18 protein-coding genes are annotated in these 20,821 nt (G+C 62.2%); 11 read left to right on the forward strand and 7 right to left on the reverse strand.

Translation table 11 applies throughout. The annotated features are described in order from the left end of the window. Positions 1 to 359, forward strand: a 359-nt coding sequence (locus A2J02_RS24170) for an ATP-binding cassette domain-containing protein (protein ID WP_156516364.1), incomplete at its 5' end; no start/stop codon positions are given. A gap of 48 nt (positions 360 to 407) precedes the next feature. Further along, entirely contained in the window at positions 408 to 1,646 is a 1,239-nt protein-coding gene (tgt, locus tag A2J02_RS24175; protein ID WP_068054721.1) for a tRNA guanosine(34) transglycosylase Tgt, read from the forward strand. Here tgt and A2J02_RS24180 read toward each other — a convergent pair. Further along, positions 1,600 to 2,286 carry a pyridoxamine 5'-phosphate oxidase family protein gene (locus A2J02_RS24180; RefSeq protein WP_231894012.1) on the reverse strand — a complete coding sequence of 229 codons (687 nt, stop codon included), beginning with the start codon at positions 2,284 to 2,286 and terminating at the stop codon, positions 1,600 to 1,602. The genes tgt and A2J02_RS24180 overlap by 47 nt on opposite strands. A 158-nt stretch (positions 2,287 to 2,444) precedes the next feature. Here A2J02_RS24180 and A2J02_RS24185 point away from each other — a divergent pair, with 158 nt between their 5' ends. From A2J02_RS24185 to A2J02_RS24195, 3 genes are read left to right on the forward strand one after another with little or no spacing between them, the layout of a single operon-like run. Beyond that, positions 2,445 to 6,815: a non-ribosomal peptide synthetase gene (locus tag A2J02_RS24185; RefSeq protein WP_231911504.1), complete on the forward strand. Its 4,371-nt coding sequence runs from the start codon at positions 2,445 to 2,447 to the stop codon at positions 6,813 to 6,815. Between the two features lie 51 nt (positions 6,816 to 6,866). Continuing rightward, complete coding sequence (locus tag A2J02_RS24190; protein WP_068054759.1) at positions 6,867 to 7,343, forward strand: DUF2231 domain-containing protein; 477 nt, start codon at positions 6,867 to 6,869, stop codon at positions 7,341 to 7,343. Further along, positions 7,336 to 8,055: a VIT1/CCC1 transporter family protein gene (locus A2J02_RS24195; protein WP_068054727.1), complete on the forward strand. Its 720-nt coding sequence runs from the start codon at positions 7,336 to 7,338 to the stop codon at positions 8,053 to 8,055. Before A2J02_RS24190 ends, A2J02_RS24195 begins: the two co-directional genes overlap by 8 nt. Positions 8,056 to 8,061: 6 nt before the next feature. On the opposite strand, the gene A2J02_RS24200 is transcribed toward A2J02_RS24195, so the two are convergent. After that, positions 8,062 to 8,943 (reverse strand): M56 family metallopeptidase, encoded by an 882-nt coding sequence (locus tag A2J02_RS24200; RefSeq protein WP_068054730.1) that lies wholly within the window; start codon positions 8,941 to 8,943, stop codon positions 8,062 to 8,064. Continuing rightward, complete coding sequence (locus A2J02_RS24205) at positions 8,940 to 9,317, reverse strand: BlaI/MecI/CopY family transcriptional regulator (RefSeq protein ID WP_037187682.1); 378 nt, start codon at positions 9,315 to 9,317, stop codon at positions 8,940 to 8,942. The genes A2J02_RS24200 and A2J02_RS24205 overlap by 4 nt, the downstream gene beginning before the upstream one ends. 140 nt (positions 9,318 to 9,457) lie before the next feature. On the opposite strand from A2J02_RS24205, the gene A2J02_RS24210 reads away from it, so the two are divergent. The 3 genes from A2J02_RS24210 to A2J02_RS24220 are packed head-to-tail and all read left to right on the forward strand — an operon-like array spanning position 9,458 to position 12,337. Further along, a complete protein-coding gene (locus tag A2J02_RS24210; RefSeq protein ID WP_068054733.1) occupies positions 9,458 to 10,312 on the forward strand; it encodes a tryptophan 2,3-dioxygenase in 855 nt (284 codons plus the stop codon). After that, positions 10,312 to 11,520: a kynureninase gene (kynU, locus tag A2J02_RS24215; protein ID WP_068054736.1), complete on the forward strand. Its 1,209-nt coding sequence runs from the start codon at positions 10,312 to 10,314 to the stop codon at positions 11,518 to 11,520. Before A2J02_RS24210 ends, kynU begins: the two co-directional genes overlap by 1 nt. Next, positions 11,501 to 12,337, forward strand: a complete 837-nt coding sequence (locus tag A2J02_RS24220; protein ID WP_068054739.1) for a PaaX family transcriptional regulator — start codon at positions 11,501 to 11,503, stop codon at positions 12,335 to 12,337. Before kynU ends, A2J02_RS24220 begins: the two co-directional genes overlap by 20 nt. Here the strand turns inward: A2J02_RS24220 and A2J02_RS24225 are convergent. From A2J02_RS24225 to gluQRS, 3 genes are all read right to left on the reverse strand, one after another. Next, entirely contained in the window at positions 12,334 to 13,077 is a 744-nt protein-coding gene (locus A2J02_RS24225) for a queuosine precursor transporter (RefSeq protein ID WP_068054742.1), read from the reverse strand. The genes A2J02_RS24220 and A2J02_RS24225 overlap by 4 nt on opposite strands. A 78-nt stretch (positions 13,078 to 13,155) precedes the next feature. Next, positions 13,156 to 14,028, reverse strand: a complete 873-nt coding sequence (locus A2J02_RS24230; protein WP_082899052.1) for a hypothetical protein — start codon at positions 14,026 to 14,028, stop codon at positions 13,156 to 13,158. Positions 14,029 to 14,131: 103 nt separating this feature from the next. Beyond that, a complete protein-coding gene (gene gluQRS / locus A2J02_RS24235; RefSeq protein ID WP_068054747.1) occupies positions 14,132 to 14,992 on the reverse strand; it encodes a tRNA glutamyl-Q(34) synthetase GluQRS in 861 nt (286 codons plus the stop codon). A gap of 827 nt (positions 14,993 to 15,819) precedes the next feature. Here gluQRS and A2J02_RS24240 point away from each other — a divergent pair. The 3 genes from A2J02_RS24240 to A2J02_RS24250 all read left to right on the forward strand — a co-directional run bounded on the left by A2J02_RS24240 (position 15,820) and on the right by A2J02_RS24250 (position 19,608). Further along, a complete protein-coding gene (locus tag A2J02_RS24240) occupies positions 15,820 to 16,953 on the forward strand; it encodes a hypothetical protein (RefSeq protein WP_156516365.1) in 1,134 nt (377 codons plus the stop codon). 1,005 nt (positions 16,954 to 17,958) lie between these two features. Further along, positions 17,959 to 19,005 (forward strand): 7-cyano-7-deazaguanine synthase, encoded by a 1,047-nt coding sequence (locus tag A2J02_RS27430; RefSeq protein WP_197478125.1) that lies wholly within the window; start codon positions 17,959 to 17,961, stop codon positions 19,003 to 19,005. 87 nt (positions 19,006 to 19,092) lie between these two features. After that, positions 19,093 to 19,608 carry a hypothetical protein gene (locus tag A2J02_RS24250; RefSeq protein WP_068054754.1) on the forward strand — a complete coding sequence of 172 codons (516 nt, stop codon included), beginning with the start codon at positions 19,093 to 19,095 and terminating at the stop codon, positions 19,606 to 19,608. A 76-nt stretch (positions 19,609 to 19,684) separates the two neighbouring features. On the opposite strand, the gene A2J02_RS24255 is transcribed toward A2J02_RS24250, so the two are convergent. Beyond that, positions 19,685 to 20,530 (reverse strand): hypothetical protein, encoded by an 846-nt coding sequence (locus tag A2J02_RS24255; RefSeq protein WP_068054757.1) that lies wholly within the window; start codon positions 20,528 to 20,530, stop codon positions 19,685 to 19,687. Positions 20,531 to 20,821: the final 291 nt, after the last annotated feature.

Genomic DNA, 20,821 nt, shown 5'->3' on the forward strand with positions numbered 1-20,821 from the left:
ACACGATCATCGACGAGGAGGGCAACAACGTCAGCGCCGGTGAGAAGCAGCTCATCACCATCGCCCGCGCCTTCCTGGCCAAGCCGCTGATCCTCATCCTCGACGAGGCCACCAGCTCCGTCGACACCCGAACCGAGCTACTGGTGCAGAAGGCCACCGCGAAGCTGCGCACCGATCGCACCAGCTTCGTTATCGCGCACCGGCTTTCGACCATCCGCGACGCGGACACCATCGTGGTGATGGAGAACGGCAGTATCGTCGAACAGGGCAATCACGAGGAACTGCTCGCGGCCAAGGGTGCCTACTTCCGTTTGAATGCGGCTGGAGCGGCTCCGCCGCACGTGCACGGAAACTCGTAGCCTGCTACGAGTTTCCGCTCACAAGCCGCGAAGCGGCATACTGACGCGGTGAGTTCCTCCAGTTTCGGCTTCGATATCGGTACCCGGCTCGACGGTGAGTTGGGCCGCACCGGCACCATCCACACCCCGCACGGTGATATCGCCACCCCTGCGTTCATCGCGGTGGGAACCAAGGCAACCGTCAAAGCGGTGCTGCCGGAGGCGATGAAGGAACTCGGCGCTCAGGCGGTGCTCGCCAACGCCTACCACCTGTATCTGCAGCCGGGCTCGGACATCGTCGACGAGGCAGGTGGGCTGGGCAAGTTCATGAACTGGGACGGGCCGACGTTCACCGACAGCGGCGGATTTCAGGTGATGTCGCTCGGCGTCGGGTTCAAGAAGGTCATCTCGATGGATGCCACGCGCGTGCAGTCCGACGACGTCATCGCCGAGGGCAAGGAACGTCTCGCACACGTCGACGACGACGGGGTGACGTTCAAGTCCCACCTCGACGGCTCCAAGCATCGGTTCACTCCCGAGGTGTCGATGCAGATTCAGCATCGCCTCGGAGCAGACATCATGTTCGCGTTCGACGAGCTGACCACGCTGATGAATACCCGCGGCTACCAGGAGAAGTCGGTCGATCGGACGCAGGCGTGGGCCGAGCGATGCGTCCTCGAGCACGAACGGCTGACGGTCGAGCGCGCCGACAAGCCGTATCAAGCGCTGTTCGGGGTAGTGCAGGGTGCCCAGTACGAGGATCTGCGACGCAAGGCCGCACACGATCTCGAGACCATCACCGGAGAGACGGGTCGCGGGTTCGACGGCTACGGAATCGGCGGGGCACTCGAGAAGCAGAACCTCGGCACCATCACCCGGTGGGTGAACGAGCAACTGCCCGAACACAAGCCGCGGCACATGCTCGGCATCAGCGAACCGGACGACTTCTTCACCGCCATCGAGAACGGTGCCGACACGTTCGACTGCGTCAATCCCTCACGCGTGGCTCGCAATGCGGCGATCTACGTGCCGACGGGACGCTTCAACATCAACACCGCCAAGCATCGTCGCGACTTCACCCCGATCGACGAGAACTGCGACTGCTACACCTGCGCGCACTACACCCGCGCGTACATCCATCACCTGTTCAAGGCCAAGGAGATGCTCGCCTCGACGCTGTGCACCATCCACAACGAGCGCTTCACGGTCAAACTCGTCGACGACATTCGCGCCTCCATCGATCAGGGACGCTTCATCGAATTCAAGACGGAGTTCCTGGGTCGCTTCTATGCGTCGAAGACTGCGTGAGCTGATCTTCGAGCTCCGAAATGCGCTGTAGCAGTTCCTGTTCCCGCTCGCCGGCTTTGCGCTGGTAGACCTCGGAGAGCTCCGCGAGGTGGGCCGCGTCGTAGCGGGGGATGATGCTGCGAGTGCAGTTCCAGTCGAATGCCTCGACGTCGATGACGACGCTGCGTTCGCACGTGGCGGCGACGGTCATGTCGCCGATCTTCCTCAGCCGTTCCAGGAGTTCGGGGTCGTCGGCCGCTTCGACGGTACGTGCCCGTCCGTAGAGCTTGAGCCGTTGGCGCAGAGGGTAGTTCACCAGAAGCAGTGCGACGCGATCGTCGTGATCGAGATTGGCCGCCGTCACGTACTGGTGGTTTCCGGCGAAATCGGCGAAACCCAACGTGTGATCGTCGAGAACCTGCAGAAAGCCTTTCGGGCCACTTCGGTACTGGATGTAGGGCCACCCGGTCTCGGCGACAGTGGCGATCTGAAACTGATCCAGCGCGCGAATCATGGCCTTCTCGCGAGTGTCGAGAGGCGTCGGGCCGTCGTCCGGTCGCTCGGTCTGTGAGCCGTAGGCGGTGTAACTGCCGTCGACCTTCTGCCGCGCAATCGCAGCAGGACCGAACATCAAGTGGTGATAGTGGTTGCTCTGCGGCACGGGTGTCACCTTAGGACAGGCCTGGTGTTTCCCGCGTTCAGGCCGCTGCCTGACGCGCTCGGCACCGTCACTTCGGATCGGGGCGTACGGTGGTACTACCGACTGTGTAGTAGCAGCACGCCCTGGGGGGGACCACCATGTTCGACGACGCCTTACCTGTGAGTTCGTCCCAGGCCGATATCTGGATTGCCCAACAATTCATGCCGGACGTCCCCTTCACCATTGCGTACTACGTCGACATCATCGGCGCCGTGCACCTCGACGCGCTGGTTGAAATCGGTAACAGGGCTCATCGGGAGTTCTCGTCGTCGACGATGCGAATCGTCGAGGTCGACGGCACCCCGATGCAACGGTTCGAGCCTCGGGAGACCGACAGGGTGGAGATCCTCGATTTCCGCGAACACGACCGGCCGGCCGACGCGGCGACGCAGTGGATGAACGACGATTGCCGCACGCCTTTCTCGATGGACGGCCAGCTCGTGCGGTTGCGTGTCCTTCGCGTCGGGGACGATCGCGTGTTCTGGTACACCAGAGCCCACCACATCGCGCTCGATGGTTATGCCTCGATGAAGGTACTCGAGCGGGCGGCGGCCCTGTATGCCGCCGCGTCTGATGGCGTCGAGCCTGTGGCTGTCGACCCGACGACGCCGGCCGCGCTTGTCGCCGAGGACGAGCGCTACCGCACCTCCGCCCGCGCACGACGCGATCGAGCGCACTGGCAGTCCGCAGACCTGGGGCACGCCGAGCCTCTCGGCCGAATCGTTCAACCTGCATCGGTGCCGATCGTCGTCGGCGAGGATCGATCGGTTTCTCCGACCGCTGCCGGTCGTGCGACGTCGACTGTGGTGATCGCGGCCTTCGCCGCGTACCTGGCGCGGATGAACGACACCGAGAACGTGGATCTGTCGTTGCCGGTCTCAGCGCGGCCGACGGCGATGTTGCGCCGGGCCGGGTCCTCGTTGTCGAACGTTGTGCCGCTGAGCCTGCCGGGCATCGGATCTGCGACGGTGAACAACGTGATCAAGTCCACCGAGGTGGCGATCGGTGCCGTGCTCCGCCATCAGCGCAGCAGACCTCAGTTGTCCGAGAGTGGTAATGCGCTGAGCGCAGGGCGTTTCGGGCCGACGATCAACGTGATGATGTTCGCGAACACCGTGGCCATCGGCGACTTCGACGGCGAGATCAACATTCTGACGACGGGCCCGGTGTCGGACCTCGCCGTCAACATCTACCCCGGGCGAGGTGGAGCGCGTCCTCGCATCGACTTCGAGGCCAACCCTGCCGCCTACACACCGAGCGACCTGGCGCGCCACCATGCTCGATTCCTGCACTTTCTCGAGAGTTTCGCCGAATCCGGCTACGGCGATACCGCGATAGCAGACCTCGACCTGTTCCTGCCCGACGAACCGTGTACGACGCCCGCCTCGGTGGGCGCGGCCGTGACCGAGCGTGGATCTCTGAACGACGTGTTCTCGACGGCAATCATGCAGCACCGCAATCGAATTGCGATCCAGGATGCGGAGGTGTCGGTCACCTACGCGGAGTTGGATACGAGAGTCGCCGCACTCGCATCCGCCTTGAGTGCGCGAGGAATCGGTAGCCAGGACCGGGTCGCCGTGCGCATCGGCCGATCCGTGGAGGGGATCGTCGCGTTCTGGGCCGTCGCACGAGTGGGTGCGGTGTACGTTCCGGTCGACCCGAATCACCCACGCGAGAGAGCGCAGTTCGTGGTGCGAAATAGCGGAGCGGTGTTGGGCCTGTGCGCCGGAGGCGACGATCTGGGCGAGGTGGAATGGCTGAACCTCGATGACGTTCTCGCGGAGGGAGGCCCGGGTGATGAACCCGCGCCGACGACACCGCACCACGCGGCGTACGTCATCTACACCTCCGGCTCCACCGGCACTCCCAAAGGCGTCGTCGTCACCCACGGTGGCATCGCCGCTCTGGTGCAACAGATCAGGAGCAGCTACGACCTCGACGCCGAGTCGCGCGTCTGTCATCTCGCCTCTCCCGGGTTCGATACCGCTGTGGTCGAAGTGCTTGCCGCAGCAACCGCAGGCGCGGCAGTGGTGATCGCTCCGCCGGATAGCTACGGCGGCGCAGAACTGTCGGAACTGATTGCCCAGCAATCGATCACACATCTGCTGATCACGCCCTCGGCGCTGGCCACGCTGGATCCCGCAGCCCTGTCGCATGTCGGGACCATCATCATCGGCGGTGAATCGGCACCGCAGGACACCGTCGGTCGATGGTCGGTGGGTCGACGACTGCTCAACGCCTACGGGCCCACCGAGACGACCTGCAGTGTCACCATGACCGAGGCTCTGAACCCGGGCAGCGTGGACGGAATCGGTCGAGCCATGGTGGGGACGGTGATTCACCTTCTCGATCGGGCGTTGCGGCCGGTTCCCTCGGGTGCAGTCGGCGAAATCTACATCGAGACCCCCGGCGTTGCGCGCGGATATCTCGGGCGCACCGCAGAAACGGCAGCTCGCTTCGTTGCGAATCCGTTCGGCAGCACCGGTCTTCGGATGTTCCGCAGCGGAGATCGGGCGCGTCTACGCGGAGACGGGACGCTGGAGTTCCTCGGACGCACCGACGACCAGATCAAGATCCGCGGCAATCGCGTCGAACTCGGGGAGGTCGACGCTGCACTGCGATCGCATCCGGAGGTCGCTGCGGCGTCGTCGTCGTTGCACCGCAGCCGTTCCGGTGACCTCCGTATCGACGGGTACATCGTCCCGAAGCGGCCGCGGGAACTCGTCGACACGACGCGAATCCGCAACGATCTCGTGGGGCGTCTGCCTGCCCATATGGTGCCGGCGACCATCTCGGTTGTCGACGAGATTCCGCTGACGATCAACCGGAAGATCGATCGCGGAGCGCTGCCGTCACCCGATCTGTCCATGGTGTCGACCGGGCATCGAACTGCGCCGTCCGGTGTAACCGAGGAGATGGTGGCGGCAGCCTTCTCGCGTGTACTCGACAAAGATGACATCGACTGCGCCACATCGTTCTTCGACCTCGGTGGTGACTCACTGGCCGCGACCAGAGTCGTCGCATCGATCCGGGCCGAGGCATCGGTGGACATCGGTGTACGAGATCTCGCGGCGGCTCCGTCCGTACAGACCTTCGCGGCACGAATCGATGCACGCCGTATTCTTGGACTACAACACAATTCGCGACCTGAACAAGGCATGTCGCAGGGCGTGATTGCAATTCCGCTGGCGCCGCAACAGCGCCACATCGATCGAAGCGCAGCGCTACCGCTGTCCAATCTGCCGTTCACGGTCTCGATAACCGGGGAGTTCGATCCAGCGGCAGCCTCGCACGCGTTGACCGATCTGATCGAGCGACACAGCACGCTGCGGACGCGCTACCCGGATGTCGATGGGGCTCCAGTGCAGGTGATCGAGCAGGATTCTGCCGCCGTGGCACCGAACCTCGACGTGGTCGATTTCGATGACGCCGAGGTACTGCAGACCATGGAGCACCCTTTCGACGTGCGTACCCAGTTCCCGATCCGTGCTCGCCTGTTCGCGGTAGCACCCGATCACCACGTGCTGGCGTGCGCCGTTCACCACATCGCAGCGGACGGGTGGTCTCTCGGGCTGCTGGCCTCGGATTTCGTACTGGCTTATCAGGCCAGGATGGCCGGCAGTGCACCGTCGTGGCCCGAATTGCCCTTGCAGTACGCCGATTACAGTGTCTGGGCCGCCGATCGGGATGTATCGGCCGACATCGAGTTCTGGCGCGCGGAACTCGCAGGTGTCCCCAGCGGCACAGAGTTGCCGTTGGACCGGCCACGTACACAGGAGTGGGACTTCTCCGGTGCGCGCACATCGCTTCGCTTCGATGCACCCGCCACGGAGAAAATCACCGAACTTGCCCAGCGTTGTGGGACAGGACGATTCAGCGTGCTGCGCGCAGCACTGCTGATTCTGTTCGCGGAGGTGACGGACTCCACCGATATCGTCGTCGGAACCCCGGTTGCCGGGCGCGACGATCCGAGGCTCGAGCAGCTGGTCGGTACCTTCACCAACACCGTCGCGATTCGGACGGACATCGCGTCCGCTACGACCGTCGAAGACGTGGTGCAGGCGGCCCGTGGGAGCGAGCTGCGCGCATTCGACCATGCATCGGTGCCGTTCGAGGATGTCGTCGCCGAACTTGCTCCTGACACGGCGGCCGGGCAGCACCCGATTTTCCAGGTCGCGCTGTCTCTGGACGTCTTCACCGCCGCAACCCTCGACCTGGGGGACACACGAGTCGAGATCACACCCCGACCGATCGACATCGCCAAATGCGACCTGCATCTGCACGTCACCGAACGGCGGGACGACCAAGGGAAGGCTATCGGTATCGACATCGATATCGTCTATCCCACAGCACTGTTCGACGCGAACACCGCTCTCGCGCTGGGACGGAGTCTCGAGCAGATCGTGTATGCGATGGTCGCCGATCCCAACGTGGCGTGGCGAACCCTGACGGAACTCGATCCATCCCTGCAACTACTACACAACGTGTAGCATATGCTGTGCGTGAGGTGCACGCGACTTTCCAAGCCAGCGGGAGAACGCATGTCCACCTTCAACGGCCTACCGGCCCACATTCTGCTCGTTCACTTCATCGTGGTGCTGGCACCGCTGACCGCCCTGCTCGCCATCGCGGCCAGCACCTGGTCCGGTGTGCGCAGCCGTCTCGTGTGGCTCATCGCAGCCCTGGCGGTGTTCACGTTGGTGTTGACGCCGCTGACGACCGAGGCAGGCGAGTGGCTCGAGAAGCGCGTCCCCGAGACCGCTGCGGTCGAACAGCACGCCGAGATCGGCGACTGGATGATCTTCTTCTCCGTCGGTCTTGTGGTCGTCGCCGCGGCACTGGTGTTCCTGCATCTGCGTGAGCGTCGCGGCAACGCGCCCGTGCGGTGGCAGTCGATCGCGGTGGTGGTGTTGGCAGTGGTGGTCGGAGCGACCACAATCGTCCAGGTGTACAGAATCGGTGAGTCCGGCGCTCGCGCCGCCTGGGATGACGTAACGGTAACGGCCGTCGATGAGTGAGCCCGAGCCGAGCCTGCACGATCACGAACCGCACGCAGATATGTCCGGTCGGCTGAACTGGCTGCGGGCGGGCGTGTTGGGCGCGAACGACGGCATCGTCTCCACTGCCGGCCTGGTCGTCGGTGTCGCAGCGGCCACCACCGACAAAGGATCGCTGCTCACTGCAGGCGTTGCGGGACTTGTTGCGGGAGCTGTGTCGATGGCGCTCGGGGAGTACGTCTCGGTGAGCACGCAGCGCGACGCCGAGCGATCCCTGCTGATCAAGGAACGCAAAGAGCTGGACGAGCAGCCCGAGGAAGAATTGGCTGAGCTCGCGGCACTGTACGAGGCCAAGGGGCTCTCGGCAGAGACTGCCCAGACCGTTGCGCGCGAACTCACCGAACACGATCCGTTTGCCGCGCACGTGGACGTCGAGTTGGGAATCGACCCCGACGCGTTGACCAATCCATGGCAAGCGGCCGCATCGTCGGCCGTGTCGTTCATCAGCGGTGCGCTCCTGCCGTTGCTCTCGATCCTGCTTCTGCCTGCTTCGCAACGTATTCCGGTCACCTTTGTCGTCGTGTTGCTGGCTCTGGCGTTGACCGGAACCATCAGTGCGCGCCTCGGCGGTGCGCCGAGTCGGCCGGCGGTGACTCGTATCGTGATCGGTGGCGCAATCGCGATGGCCGTCACCTATGCGATCGGCCAACTGGCGGGGGTCGCGGGCATCTGACCGAGATCAGCGAAAGATCGAGGTGGCGACTTCTCCGGTTTCGGGGGCCACCACATCTTGAACGACGTCGAACAGTGCCGTGGAAATGACGGTGAACGCGAGGATCAGCACCAGTCCGGCCGCGAGGATGCCGCGATCATGACGGTGCCGTGGTGGTTCGCTGAGGGCCTGCACGCGGCGAACGACGTCGCCGCCGGTACTGGCGAGCGTGCGGGTTCCATGGTCGAGTTGTTTCCGCAGCAGGGCGGTTCTGGCGATGGCAGACAACGTGTCTCGACGCCCGAGAGACGCTGCGCTCTCGTCGGCCTGACGCTCGGCGGCGTGCCGGACCTTCGAGGGCACCGGCCCAAGAATCGGATTCAGACGAGCCGCGATCTCACACATCTGAATCCACACGCTGTGGCGATGCCGTAGGTGCGCACGCTCGTGTTCGACCACGGCGCGTAATTCGTTGTCCGACAAAGCCTCCGCGAGGCCGGTGGTGATCACGACGGCACCTCCGCCGGAGGGAACTGCAAAGGCGTCGGGAACGTCGGAGTCGACCACGACGATGCCGCCCGTCGCCCGCGCCTCGTCACCGAATTCCGATGCGATCGACGCACCGACGGCGACGCGTCGAACATGGCGGGCGACCTCGACCACGCGCCAGAACATCCACGCGCAGAGGATGATTCCCACCGATAGCCAGGCAATCTCACCTGACGCCAGCAGCACCGCAGCGAGCGCGGCCATGGACGCAGTCACGGAGAATGCGGTCACCATGGACAGGATGGGCAACAGGACGACGGCGGTCGACGGATTGAGTCGACGGTCGAGTTGATCGGCTCCGAATCCCAGCAGCAGCGACAGCGCCCACGGCAGTACGGCCACGACCAGGAGCAGGGTCATGGGTGTTGCTCGGCTGCGTCCGACTTGGCCAGCAGTTCGCGCAGCGTCGCCTCGTCCTCGGGGTCGAGTGCGGCCACGAAGCTGGCCAGTACGTCTGCGCGTTCGGCTCTGGCACCGAGTTCGGTGCGCATCCGCATCGCAGCCCGAAGAGCCGGGATCTCGTCGACCGGGGCGTTGAGGGTGTAAACGAAGGACCGCCCGCGCCGCTCGCGATCGACCAGTCCTTTGCCGTGCAGGCGCACCAGAGCGGTCATGACCGTGGTGTGGGCGAGATCCGAGCCAAGATGCTCGCGGGCCTGGGCCACCGAGAGTTCCGTGTGCTCGCCGAGCAACTCGAGGATCGACTCCTCCAACTGTCCGGACGCTCTACGCACTGCGATTCCTCACTCGACTCGATTACTTCGAGGATAGGCGACGGGTGGCATTCGCGAAACCGCGATATGTCGTCGATCTGGCGGGCGGCACGAATCTGTAATACGCTGGCCTCACCAGCCCATCACCTCGAGGACCAGCCATGAGCGTCGAAGGCAATACCCGCGCGATAGAGAAGACCGTCGTCACCGACTTCAGCGACCGTATGAGTTACGGCGCGTACTTGGACCTCGACACGTTGCTCAGCGCCCAGAAGCCGGTGAGCACCCCCGAGCATCACGACGAACTGCTGTTCATCATTCAGCACCAGACCACCGAACTGTGGCTCAAGCTGGTACTGCACGAGACCCTGGCCGCGCGAGCAGCTCTCGATGCCGATGACATCGGTACCGCGCTCAAATGCGTGGCTCGGGTCAAGCACATCCAGAAGACGCTGACCGAGCAGTGGTCGGTATTGGCCACGCTCACCCCGACGGAGTACTCCCAGTTCCGCGACTTCCTCGGCAACTCCTCGGGCTTCCAGTCGTATCAGTACCGGGCCGTGGAGTTCGTGCTCGGCAACAAGAATGCGGGCATGCTGACGGTCTTCGAGTCCGATCCGGCTGCTTATCAACAGCTTTCGACTCTGTTGCACCAACCGAGCCTGTACGACGCCTTCTGGCAATCGCTGGCCCGGCAAGGCTACGACGTGCCGGCTTCGGCCCTCGATCGCGATGTCACCACGGCATACTTGTTCAACGAGGACCTGATGCCGCTGATCAAGTTCGTCTACGAGAACCACACCGAACATTGGGCGGTGTACGAGGCCTTCGAAGAGTTCGTCGATCTCGAGGAGAACTTCCAGCTGTGGCGCTTCCGGCACATGCGGACGGTGCTCCGTACCATCGGAATGAAGAGCGGGACCGGAGGCTCGAGTGGCGTCGGATTTCTGCAGAAGGCACTCGAACTCACCTTCTTCCCCGAATTGCTCGCTGTGAGAACGGAAATCGGACGATGATGGAACGCGCACTCGAACTCGACGAGAAGGATCCACTCCGCAGCTACCGCGACAAATTCCTCGGCAGTGACGACCCGTCGATCAGTGCATATCTCGACGGCAACTCGCTGGGCCGGCCCACCAAGGCCAGTGTCGAACGGATCAACACCTTCATGACGCAGGCTTGGGGTGGACGCCTGATCCGTGGTTGGGACGAGCAGTGGTTCGACCTCCCCGTCACCATCGGCGACGCCCTGGCCGACGCCACCCTGGGGGCCGCGTCCGGTCAGACCACCATCGGCGATTCGACGACGGTACTGCTGTACAAACTGGCGCGGGCGGCGATCGCCATGCGGCCGGGCCGCACCGTGATCGTCATCGACCGCGACAACTTTCCGACCGACCGATACCTGCTCGAAGGTATTGCAGCAGAGCTGAATATGACCCTGCGGTGGATCGAGACGGACCGCCGCGGTGGTATCGAACCGGAGCAACTCGCCGAGGTGGTGGGGGAGAACACCGCCTTGGTGGTGATCACCCATGTCGCCTACCGTTCCGGCTTCCTCGTCGACGTGGCCGAGACGACGCGCATCACGCACGCTGCCGGAGCTTTGATGCTGCTGGACGTGTGCCACTCCGTTGGATCGGTACCGCTCGAACTCGATTCCTGGGGAGTGGATCTGGCCGTCGGGTGCACCTACAAGTATCTCAACGGAGGACCCGGCTCACCGGCCTTCGCGTACGTGCGCAGTGATCTCCAGGGCGATTTCGTGCAGCCGATCTGGGGCTGGATGGGCCGCGCCGATCCGTTCGAGATGGCGCAGGGTTACGTTCCGGCACAGGGTATTCGACGCGTCATCAGTGGTACGCCGTCGGTGTTCGGGATGATCGCGATGCAGGACACCATCGAGATGATCGCCGAGGTGGGGATGGACGCGATACGCGCGAAGTCCGTTGCGCTGACAGAATACGCCCTCGAGCTCGTCCGCGAGATGCTGGTACCGCTCGGGGTGGAGATCGCCTCACCCGAGGACTCGAATCGACGGGGCGGGCACGTCACCATCGACCATCCCGAGTTCAAGGAGATCACCGCTCGCCTGTGGGAGAAGGGTGTGATCCCGGATTACCGCGCGCCGCAGGGTATTCGCCTGGGATTGAGCCCTCTCAGTACTTCCTACCGAGAGGTGTATCTGGGAATCGTGGCGATCCGTGACGAACTCCGCGCCTAGCACTGCCGGGGCGATCCTCGACGACTTCGACTCTCGTCCGGGAAGCGCCACCTCACTGGTGCGCACGGTGCTCGGGGCATACGTTCGACCCCTCGGAGGGTGGTTCGCCATCGCCGATGTCGTCGTCTGGATGGACGCGCTCGGGGTGCCACCGGAGAGCACGCGCATCGCGGTGGCGAGGTTGAAGAAGAAGGGCGTCGTCGAATCGAGTAATCGTGAGGGCCGCACCGGCTATCGCATCACCGAGCAGGCCGACGCGATGTTCGCGCGCGGCGACGGTCGGATCTTCGGGTTCCGGCGGATGGCCGACGGCGATCCGTTTCGGCTCATCTCGTTCACCATCCCCGAGACCCAACGCGCCGCGCGCCACCAGCTGAGGCGTCGACTCACCGGAATAGGCTGCGGCACAGTCTCACCCGGTCTGTGGATCGCACCCGACTACCTCGCGGACGAGGCCGGTGCCATCGTCGACGCGTTGGATCTCTCGCCCTACGTGACGACGTTCGTCGCCTCCGAGGTCGCGCCGCCGACCACGTTGCGTGAGACCGCCGCGCAATGGTGGGATCTGGCCGGCATCGCCGATCGGCATCGGGCATTTCTTTCCGCTTACGAGACCATCGCGCCGGCTCGGAATCCGCGCGACGCGTTCGTCACGTTCGCGACGCTGCTCGACGAGTGGCGTGTGATTCCCTACGTCGACCCGGGCCTCCCGCCGTCCATGACACCGGAGGACTGGCCGGGAACCCGGGCCGTCGCGACCTTCGAGGCAGCGCGAGGGCGCTACCTCGAGGTCAGTCGAGAATGGGTTGCGAGCTAACTGCTCTGGTACGACGGTTCGCGCTTCTTGATGTACGAGATGACGCGGTACGTAATGGGGAGGACGAGGACCTCGACGAGTGTCTTCCACAGGAATCCGACGACGACGTAGTTGATGAAGTCGGTCCACGTGCTGATGCCGATGACGCCGGCGGCGATGGCGCAGAAGATCAGTGTGTCGAAGAATTCGCCGACGACGGTCGAGCCGATCAGGCGCGCCCACAGGTGCTTTTCCTTGGTGCGTTCCTTGATCTTGACCAGGACGTAGGAGTTCAGGAGCTGGCCGACGGCAAAGCCGGCGAGACCCGCGAGGACGAGTCGGGGAACGACACCGACGACGGTTTCGAGTGCCTCTTGGTTCTCGTAGAACGAGGCGGCGGGAAGTTCGATGGCGATCCAGAAGCACACCGAGGTGAGGATCAGGGAGCCGAAACCGAGGTAGATCGCGCGGCGTGCGGCTTTGAAGCCGTAGACCTCGCTGAGGACGTCGCCGAGGATGTAGGCGAGGGGGAACAGGAAGAATGCGCCGTCGGTATTGATCGGCAGGATCTGCAGTGGTCCGAGCATGACGTCGGACGAGGCGAAGAAGGCGACACCTTTGCTGGCGGCCACGTTCGAGATCAGTAGCGTCGCGACGAAAAGCGCGACGATGGTGGGGTAGTAGCCCCGGCTGATGTGAGCGAACGTGGCCTGCCCAGACTCGGTGCCGCCGTTGGCGGCGGTGTGTTCGGTAGTAGTCACTGCTCGATCCAAGCACCGAGACGACGATGGGCGCGAATCCCGGGTGAGGGATACGTGCCCATCGAGGCGGATCTCAGGTCAGGCGACGCGTCCGCGCACCGTGACGCGGTAGGCGTAGGTTCCGGCGATGATCGTGATCGGGATGGAGGCCAGCAGACCGACTACGAACAGAAGAGCGCCGACGATGTTGATGCCGACCAGGGCGAGTGCAAGCACGAAGAGGGTCCCACCGTTGGACGCGATCGCCTGAGCGCTCGCCTTGATGGCGGGGATCGGCTCGTCGCCGCGGTCGATGACGAACTGGAAGGTCCACCACGTGAAGAACGTGATGACGAGTCCGGGGATGATCAGCAGGACGAAGCCGATGCTGGTGGCGATGCCGACGAGGACGCCGGCAATGACGACGGACACGACGTTGCCGAACTGGAAGAAGGACCCGAACGCGGGCTTGATCCCGTCCACCTCGTGCAGAGCGCCGCGGACGAGTGCCGCCTGGATGAGGAGCGCGACGACTCCGACGATGACACTGAAGATCAAGCCGAGGACGAAGTTGTCGGAGCTCAACACGAAGTTCAGGACGCCCTGGATGATCGCGGCGATCAGGACGATGCCGACCCAGACGAGGGCGTTGTCCTTGAACTTGTTGAATGCGTAGCCGATGGCCGTTCCCACGGACAGCTGCGTCGGCATCGGTGACTCACCGAAGGCCGGAGGCGGCGGATAGTTGCCCTGCGGGGGCGGTGGGTAGTTGCCCGGGGGTGGGTAGTTGCCCTGCGGGGGCGGTGGGTAGTTGCCGGGTGGTGGGTAGCCGCCCTGCTGAGGCGGTGGGTAGTTGCCCTGGGGCGGTGGTGGGTAGTTGCCCTGGGAAGGTGGCGGGTAGCCGCCCTGCGGCGGGGGATAGCCGCCGGGGTTCTGTGGATCCTTGTCGGGGTCGTAACCGCCTGAGGTCATCGTGTCCTTCTCCCTCGGGAAGAGTTGTCGCGGCCACTGTACGTCCGATTCGTGCGCAGTTGGGTCCTGTCGCGTTGCAACGTGATCTCGATCGGTCCGTAGATCAGAGATTCGCGGGGTCGAACACCCACGGTTCACGCGGTACCCGCGTCGGCTTCCAATGTTCGAGCAGTTCCTCGGCGTTCTTCGCATTCGGCATGCCGAGCGAGGCGGTGATGAGCGACCACGCATCGGGCCGTTCGCGCAGTGTCACAGCGCCGTCCCGCTTGGCCAGGCGTTTGCCCTCTAAGTTCAGCGCAAGGGGTACGTGGACGTAGGTCGCGGGGGTGAGGCCGAGGAGTTGAGCCAGATATCCCTGCCGCGGCGCGGAGGTGAGGAGGTCGTCGCCGCGCACGATCTGGTCGACGCCTTGCGCGCCATCGTCGACAACGACGGCGAGGTTGTAGGCGGGGACGCGGTCGGATCGACGCAGGACGAAGTCGTCCACCTGGCCCCTGTAGAGGCCGTGCAGCTGGTCGACGACGGTGAATTCGGTTACCTGCGAACGTAATCGGATGGCCGGTGGGCGGTCCTTGGCTGCTTTCTCGTCAGCGGTCAGGTTTTTGCAGGTTCCGGGATACGCGCCGTCGGGTGCATGCGGCGCGGATGCGGCCTGGAGGATTTCCCGACGCGTGCAGAAGCATTCGTACGTCATGCCGGCGGCGGTGAGCGAGCGAATCGTGGCGTCGTAGATCTCCCGACGCTCGGATTGCCGCATGATGGGCCCGTCCCAGTCCAGTCCGATGGCGGCGAGATCGTCGAGTTGCCGTTGCTCGGAGCCGGCTTTCACGCGATCAAGATCTTCCACGCGCATCACGAAACGTCGGTCGGTGGAGCGGGCGAAGAGCCAGGCCAGCAAGCCTGTGCGCAGATTGCCGAGATGCAAGTCGCCGGAGGGACTGGGAGCGAAGCGTCCGGCGGGCATGGGAGCAGCTTAGTTTCCGGCTCGTTGGTGATTGGCATGGTGGGCGTGGTCAGTCTGACAGTTCAGAATTCGCCACAGCCGTGATCTCGGCTCGCCCCCGACCAACCAGATGTAGACGTTGTAAATTGCAGATTCCGCCTCATCTTCTCCGAAACGCCAGCTCAGCACCGTTTTGGTGGTGCAGCAGTGTCTGCGGCCTGCGCTAGGGTGCGATATGGACTTCCGACCAGCCCAAACGACCACGGTGAACAACACCGGGCGTGCCGTACACCGAGTCGCACGAGACCTGCCCACTCCGCGCGTTCGACGTCATTGGCCGCCCCTCGGTCATCCGATTATTGCGCAAGCGAGAACCATTCGATGGGCACGCGTGCCGAGTGGGAGTGCCAGGCACGGTCGCCCGCGCACGCTGCTCCGGGCGATCGCCAAGAACGGAAATTTGGGCAGCACCGCACTGTCCGGATCAGCGGTCCACCAGACCATCCATTCGCCGCCGCGCTCAACACGCCGGATACAACCCCGCCGCCCTCGCCAAGCTAAGAGGGCACTCCCTCCGCGCGGGCTTCGTCACCCAAGGCGCACGTAAATGGCGCGACGGCTCCGCGATCGCCGGCCAAACCGGCCACGCCAGCCTTGACTTTGTCGAGGGATACCGCCGCGAGCGTGCACCACTGATCGGAACGCCGACAACAGTGAGCTCAAGGAAACTACGTACAACCGCCTGACCATCACCCAGTATGTTGCTCAACGCGCGCTTCAGGAGATTGCATGATCCACACACCGTTGTCCCTTGAACTACGCCAACCGTCACCCTCGGGGGGACCTCAATGACAGACGGACGGGAGCAGCCGAACGCAGGCTCACTTCCCGCCGGCAATAAGTATCGCCGCGGCTTAAGCACCAACGAGCTTCAGTCAATGTCACTCGCCGACAAACGTGTTCTGGTTCAGATGGTTGCTGCCGAACAAGGACATACAGTCGTGACCGCCATCGAACGAGGTCAAGATGTAGACCTGATAGTAAGTCAGCAGGTGCTAGGAGCGGACCGAACGCTGCTCATTCGTCTCGCATCGGAACCCATAACGCGTGCCGCCCTGGATGAAGGTTTCGATGCTGCACGTCTCAGCCGTTGCAGCTCCCAAGTACTGGTGGGCGAGGTGGACTTGGGGTGGGAACCCAATGATTACGAAAGCTTGTTCCTAATTGATATGCAAGCACTCGTGGACCTTCTCGAATCTTCGGCCCTAGTGAAGTGGGTCAATAATCGCCCCACTTCCGACGCGGACTTGTACGGGTTCTTTCGTAAAAACGCAGCTGACCTGACCGTCGTCGACCCCACCGGGCTTCGGTGGCTGCGGGCCTTGTCTTTGAACAAACTTCCCCCAGAACTCAGGAACTCCGGCACAGACGCCGAAACAATGTTTGAAGAGGCATTCTTTCGAATCTCGACGCGGCTACTAGGCCTGGCCGGGCGCCGTCTGGGTACTCAACGTCGTGGTGTGCGCGAACCAGACGGCTACTTGGTCAACGCGCAAAATCCGACCGAAATGCTGCTGTACGACTGTAAAGCCGCACGCGACGGATTTGAGATGACCGCCGCCGAGGAGCGAAAGCTTCTCGAATACTGCGGTCGCCAATGGGCGTGGCACGGCAGAATTTCCGAATCGAACATTATGATTGTATGTTCAAGTTCATTTCTCGATTCCGAGAGATCATACAACGCGCGCCGCACTCGATTCTTAGAGGCGGGAACTGACCTGGTGTACCTATCTTCGCAGGCGTTGTTTGCGCTGGCGATACCGCTCGCTGTCGATGCAGATGGTCCGGAAGCAACCGGTTTTCTCTCGATCAAGTCGCTCTCATCGGAAGGCAAAGTGACCGTCGAGAACGCGGCCGGGCTTGCTCGCGACGCCCTTCAGAAAGCCAAAGAAGCACGCCGAATCGATGAGTGTGGGGGATAGTAGCGCGATGGGAACTAGCACAAACGTGAGAAGCCCGGACAACCTTCGGTGGAGGGTAGTTCGAGCTTCATACGAAAACATGCCTCGACCTCGTGCGGTCGGGGAGTTGTTTCGCGCAGCGCAGGCTGACGGCTGGATGACCTCAATGGCATCCTCCGCCTGCGCCACCTTCGCAAGACATGCCTACAGCAGTTGGGAGCGAATGCCGGGTCTGTTGGCCAACTCGGAGTCGGTCGGCGCTGCCTTGCGTCGGGTGGTCGATGAGGCGCGATTGGAAGCGCTGTCCGACTCGACTTACGTGAACGCTGGATTAGTGATGGCGTTGTCCGAGCGTGCACTCACCCGAACCCTGCTACTGCCCCTGCATGAACTGGGTGCCACGATTAACTCCCTCAATCCACGGCAGGCCTCCAGCCTATGGTCAACGCAAGAGCGAAGCCCAGACGCGCTTCAAGGAGAGTTCCTGGTGCAAATCATTCAATCAGTAACAATGCACCTGGTGCTTCGAGATGGGCCCCAACTAGTGGGCGGTAGAATCGGAACCAGCTCAGATGTAGCGGCCCTTGCTGATGAGATGGCGACCATCGCAGGCAACATCTCCCGACGGACAGCCGACAAACTGAGCTATGCCAACGACGAATCAGCATGGAATAAGGCAATAAACGAGGCATGGGGATTCGCGGCTGACCTAGTGCGAGTCGATCCAGATCATCTCGATAACAAACCGCCCCCTTATGGGTCGGAGCGCGGCCACCAATGACGCAACCAACTACTGTCGTCGTCAACGATTGCGCCAGTGCGCCTCCCGGTGCAGTACAGGTCCGTTGGAAGCAGACAACGTACGAGCTACCGCTGACGTGGAGTTTTAATTATTCAAACCTGGCCGCCAGTCTGAACCGTTCACTAACGAGTATCGAACAAGACTGGTTGGAGGTGTTCGGTGCTCTTTACGCGGTTGACCGTGTAAGCCGGAGATCGCCAGAAACTTGGACTAGGGAAATCGGCGTGGATATTCCTGTCCGAAATCCCGCCATATGGAATTCGGCAAAACCCGCGTTGCGCGACGTCTGGAATCGATTGACAAACGACCGGCTAACGGTACGGTTTCACGAGGAATCAGCCCCGTTTGCCGTCCCAAGGCCCGATGGGCAGGTGCCGCAAAACGTTACTGGCGTTGCTCTGTTCAGCGGCGGATTAGACTCATATGCAGCAGTAGCGCAACTGGAAAGCACTGGTGAACGTACCGCCCTGATCACACACCTCGCGAATCCATCGGTCAATAAGGCCGTCAAGGCGCTGCTGACCACTTTGCCGACGCTACCCAGGCCAGCTCCACTTCCTATCATGTCTAAGAATGGCGCAAATTCGGGCATTGTTACCGATGAAAGCCAACGAGCCCGGAGCCTTCTGTTTATCTCAAGCGCCGTGCTCGCCGCACACACATTTTCGGTGTCTAACATCTGGGTCGGTGAGAACGGAATACTGGCCGTCCATGAACCCGAGACCGAAGCGCGCGTTCCGTCGTTGTCGACCCGCACCGCACATCCTCAAGTCTTGTTGGCAGTTCAACGCCTGGCCGGGGTGGTCTTGCAAGGCAATTTTCAAATAGACAATCCACTTGAGCACTTGACGAAAGCTGGCGTCGTTCAACTAATTAAAACATTGGGCCATGAGAAGATGGTTCCAAGCGCAATTTCATGTTGGAAAATTCAGCGCACTTCGGAACATTGCGGGTATTGCATACCTTGCTTGCAACGCTTTGTGGCGACCGAAATTGCGGCTGTCAAAGATGACGTCTACGTTCACAACCCGTGGGACAGTAAGATGACCGGGGCAATGGCCTCGGACGCGACCGACAACCTTGTGCATTTCCTGCAATTGGCTCAGGGCATTTCGTTGGCTTCCGATTTCGAGATCGAACTACAGCGTCCTTCGCTTCTGGGCGTAGGCGGAGCACTCACGGACGCCGAGCGGATCGCGCTGCATCGCCTCTGGGCGGAAGAAGTTTTACAGGTCGCCAATCGGCATCCTGTCTCACACGGGATCCTCTAGGAGTTAGCCATGCGCGTCTCGCCCGCAAACATCCGAGAGGGCTTACTTGACCCTTCATACTCGATTCCATCAACGAGACCACCGATTGTGACGACACACTCGATCGCGACCAAGGCTGTGAAGGTTTTCCACGCCGACGGCGAGGCAGCGGCCGACGCATATCTCCGTAGCAGCTTCAGTCAAGGTAACTGGCGAACTGGCTCCTTGGCAACCAAGGCCAGGAATACTGTCAGTGCGTTTGCGAACTACAAGGCAATGGCGAGAGGTGACAATCGACCGACTGTTGTCGGCGACAGTCGCGCATCGGTAGCAGTCGGCGCACACAGCGTAGCCGCGGCCTGCAACATCGTCTTGATCGGTTCCACAGGTATGAGCGGAAGGCTGTGCCTCTGGGGGGTTCAAAAACGCAAGTTTTCCATCGACGAACTTGGGTTGATTGCCTGTCCGACCGTGCTCGCTCTCGATGAAGAATTCGGTCCCGACCGTGTCGTCGACCTTGAGATTTGGATGCTGAGATCGGGTGATGCAGTACAGGTTTCAGCGCAAAATGCGAGATTGCACCTTCCAGAATTCATTGATCTTATCGATCGTCTCACGCAGTAGCGCTGCGTGATCTTTAACGCTGCCCTCGGCTCTACTCGGCCAGCAGCTCATCTCGAATAGTAGGTTGAATACACTGTCAAAAATCTTGGTCGACGCGGCGCAAAAGGTTGGCCAGCATTACTACCGAGTCGGCTGCAATCCCTGCATCCCTCCTCGTCGGCGCGCTTGAGTGTTTTACGCTGTGTGAAAGCTCGATGACTTTGTTCGCAACACCACGGATTGTCTCGTGGTCTCTTCCCCCGAGTGAATCTTCTACATACCGTCCCAGCCGCTGTTTCGTCTTGTCCACCGTCGGTTCTATCTCGCCCTCGCGAAGATGCACCCGCGGATCGTAGACGGTTCGACTCAGCGCCTCAAGTACGGCGACAGATCGGTTGCCGACGTCGCGGTAGTCCTGCGTCGTCGATGCGGTGCGGAATCGCCGACGCAGCTCGTTCAACTCTTCGTCGACTCTGGGCCAGCCCATGCTGGAGTGCGGTGACACCCCTTCTACCAAGACTGCCCTGAACTGCGCTTCCTCTTGCCGATCGAGCTCTTCCTGTACGGGCTCAAAAAACCTCTCCAGCAGGTCGCGTCGTGCCTGCCATGATCCTGCGCAATCGTTGCGCATCCAGTACGTTCTGAAAGTGGTGTAGTTCCGCCAAGGCAATTGCAAGTCGATCCCGAGGCGGCTGAGAGTAGCCGCGAGAGAGCGTTGGGTAAGCGAAATTTCCTCGTCGCGCAGACGTGTCCCACCTGATGTTCCATACGCCTCTAATTCATCCCACACCAGCTTTGTGAGGGCGAGTGCGGCGTCGAGGTCGTCGACACCCATGACCGCGCCGGTTCGCAGCTGGGTCAAGAGTTCGGTGCGCAGTTCGGTAGTCGTACCGCCCCACGGTCCCGTGTTGGTTGTCTCGACGAAAAAGTCATCCTGTCTCACGGTAAGGAGTCTAACGGGGGCCCCGACATCCTTCGGTAGTCGAGCACAGCCGCGGATTAGGTGCTGCGGCCGTAGTCGACGTTGCCTGACCGCCTGGATTTCTAGTAAACGCTGGGGCTTTCAACCTTTCATGACGGTGCGGTAGATCTAGTGTTGGTGGGCGTTGGGGAGACCCTTAGCGTCGGAACCAGTGCACGAGGATAGTGCCCCATGGGGTGGTGTAATTCGGATCGGTGAACCATCCGGTTCATGATCAACGAGTTGTGTTGTATGTTAGGCGCTTTCGAGCTG

The sequence above is a fragment of the Rhodococcus sp. EPR-147 genome, assembly GCF_001647185.1.
In the GTDB taxonomy this organism is placed as follows: Bacteria; Actinomycetota; Actinomycetes; order Mycobacteriales; family Mycobacteriaceae; genus Rhodococcoides.

Bases quoted from the DNA above. Each gene is read 5' to 3' on its own strand.
- A2J02_RS24240 (WP_156516365.1), top strand. From the start codon at position 15,820: ATGACAGACGGACGGGAGCAGCCGAACGCAGGCTCACTTCCCGCCGGC.
- kynU (WP_068054736.1), top strand. From the start codon at position 10,312: ATGGAACGCGCACTCGAACTCGACGAGAAGGATCCACTCCGCAGCTAC.
- gluQRS (WP_068054747.1), bottom strand. From the start codon at position 14,992: ATGCCCGCCGGACGCTTCGCTCCCAGTCCCTCCGGCGACTTGCATCTC.
- A2J02_RS24190 (WP_068054759.1), top strand. From the start codon at position 6,867: ATGTCCACCTTCAACGGCCTACCGGCCCACATTCTGCTCGTTCACTTC.
- A2J02_RS24210 (WP_068054733.1), top strand. From the start codon at position 9,458: ATGAGCGTCGAAGGCAATACCCGCGCGATAGAGAAGACCGTCGTCACC.
- A2J02_RS24230 (WP_082899052.1), bottom strand. From the start codon at position 14,028: ATGACCTCAGGCGGTTACGACCCCGACAAGGATCCACAGAACCCCGGC.
- A2J02_RS24195 (WP_068054727.1), top strand. From the start codon at position 7,336: ATGAGTGAGCCCGAGCCGAGCCTGCACGATCACGAACCGCACGCAGAT.
- A2J02_RS24200 (WP_068054730.1), bottom strand. From the start codon at position 8,943: ATGACCCTGCTCCTGGTCGTGGCCGTACTGCCGTGGGCGCTGTCGCTG.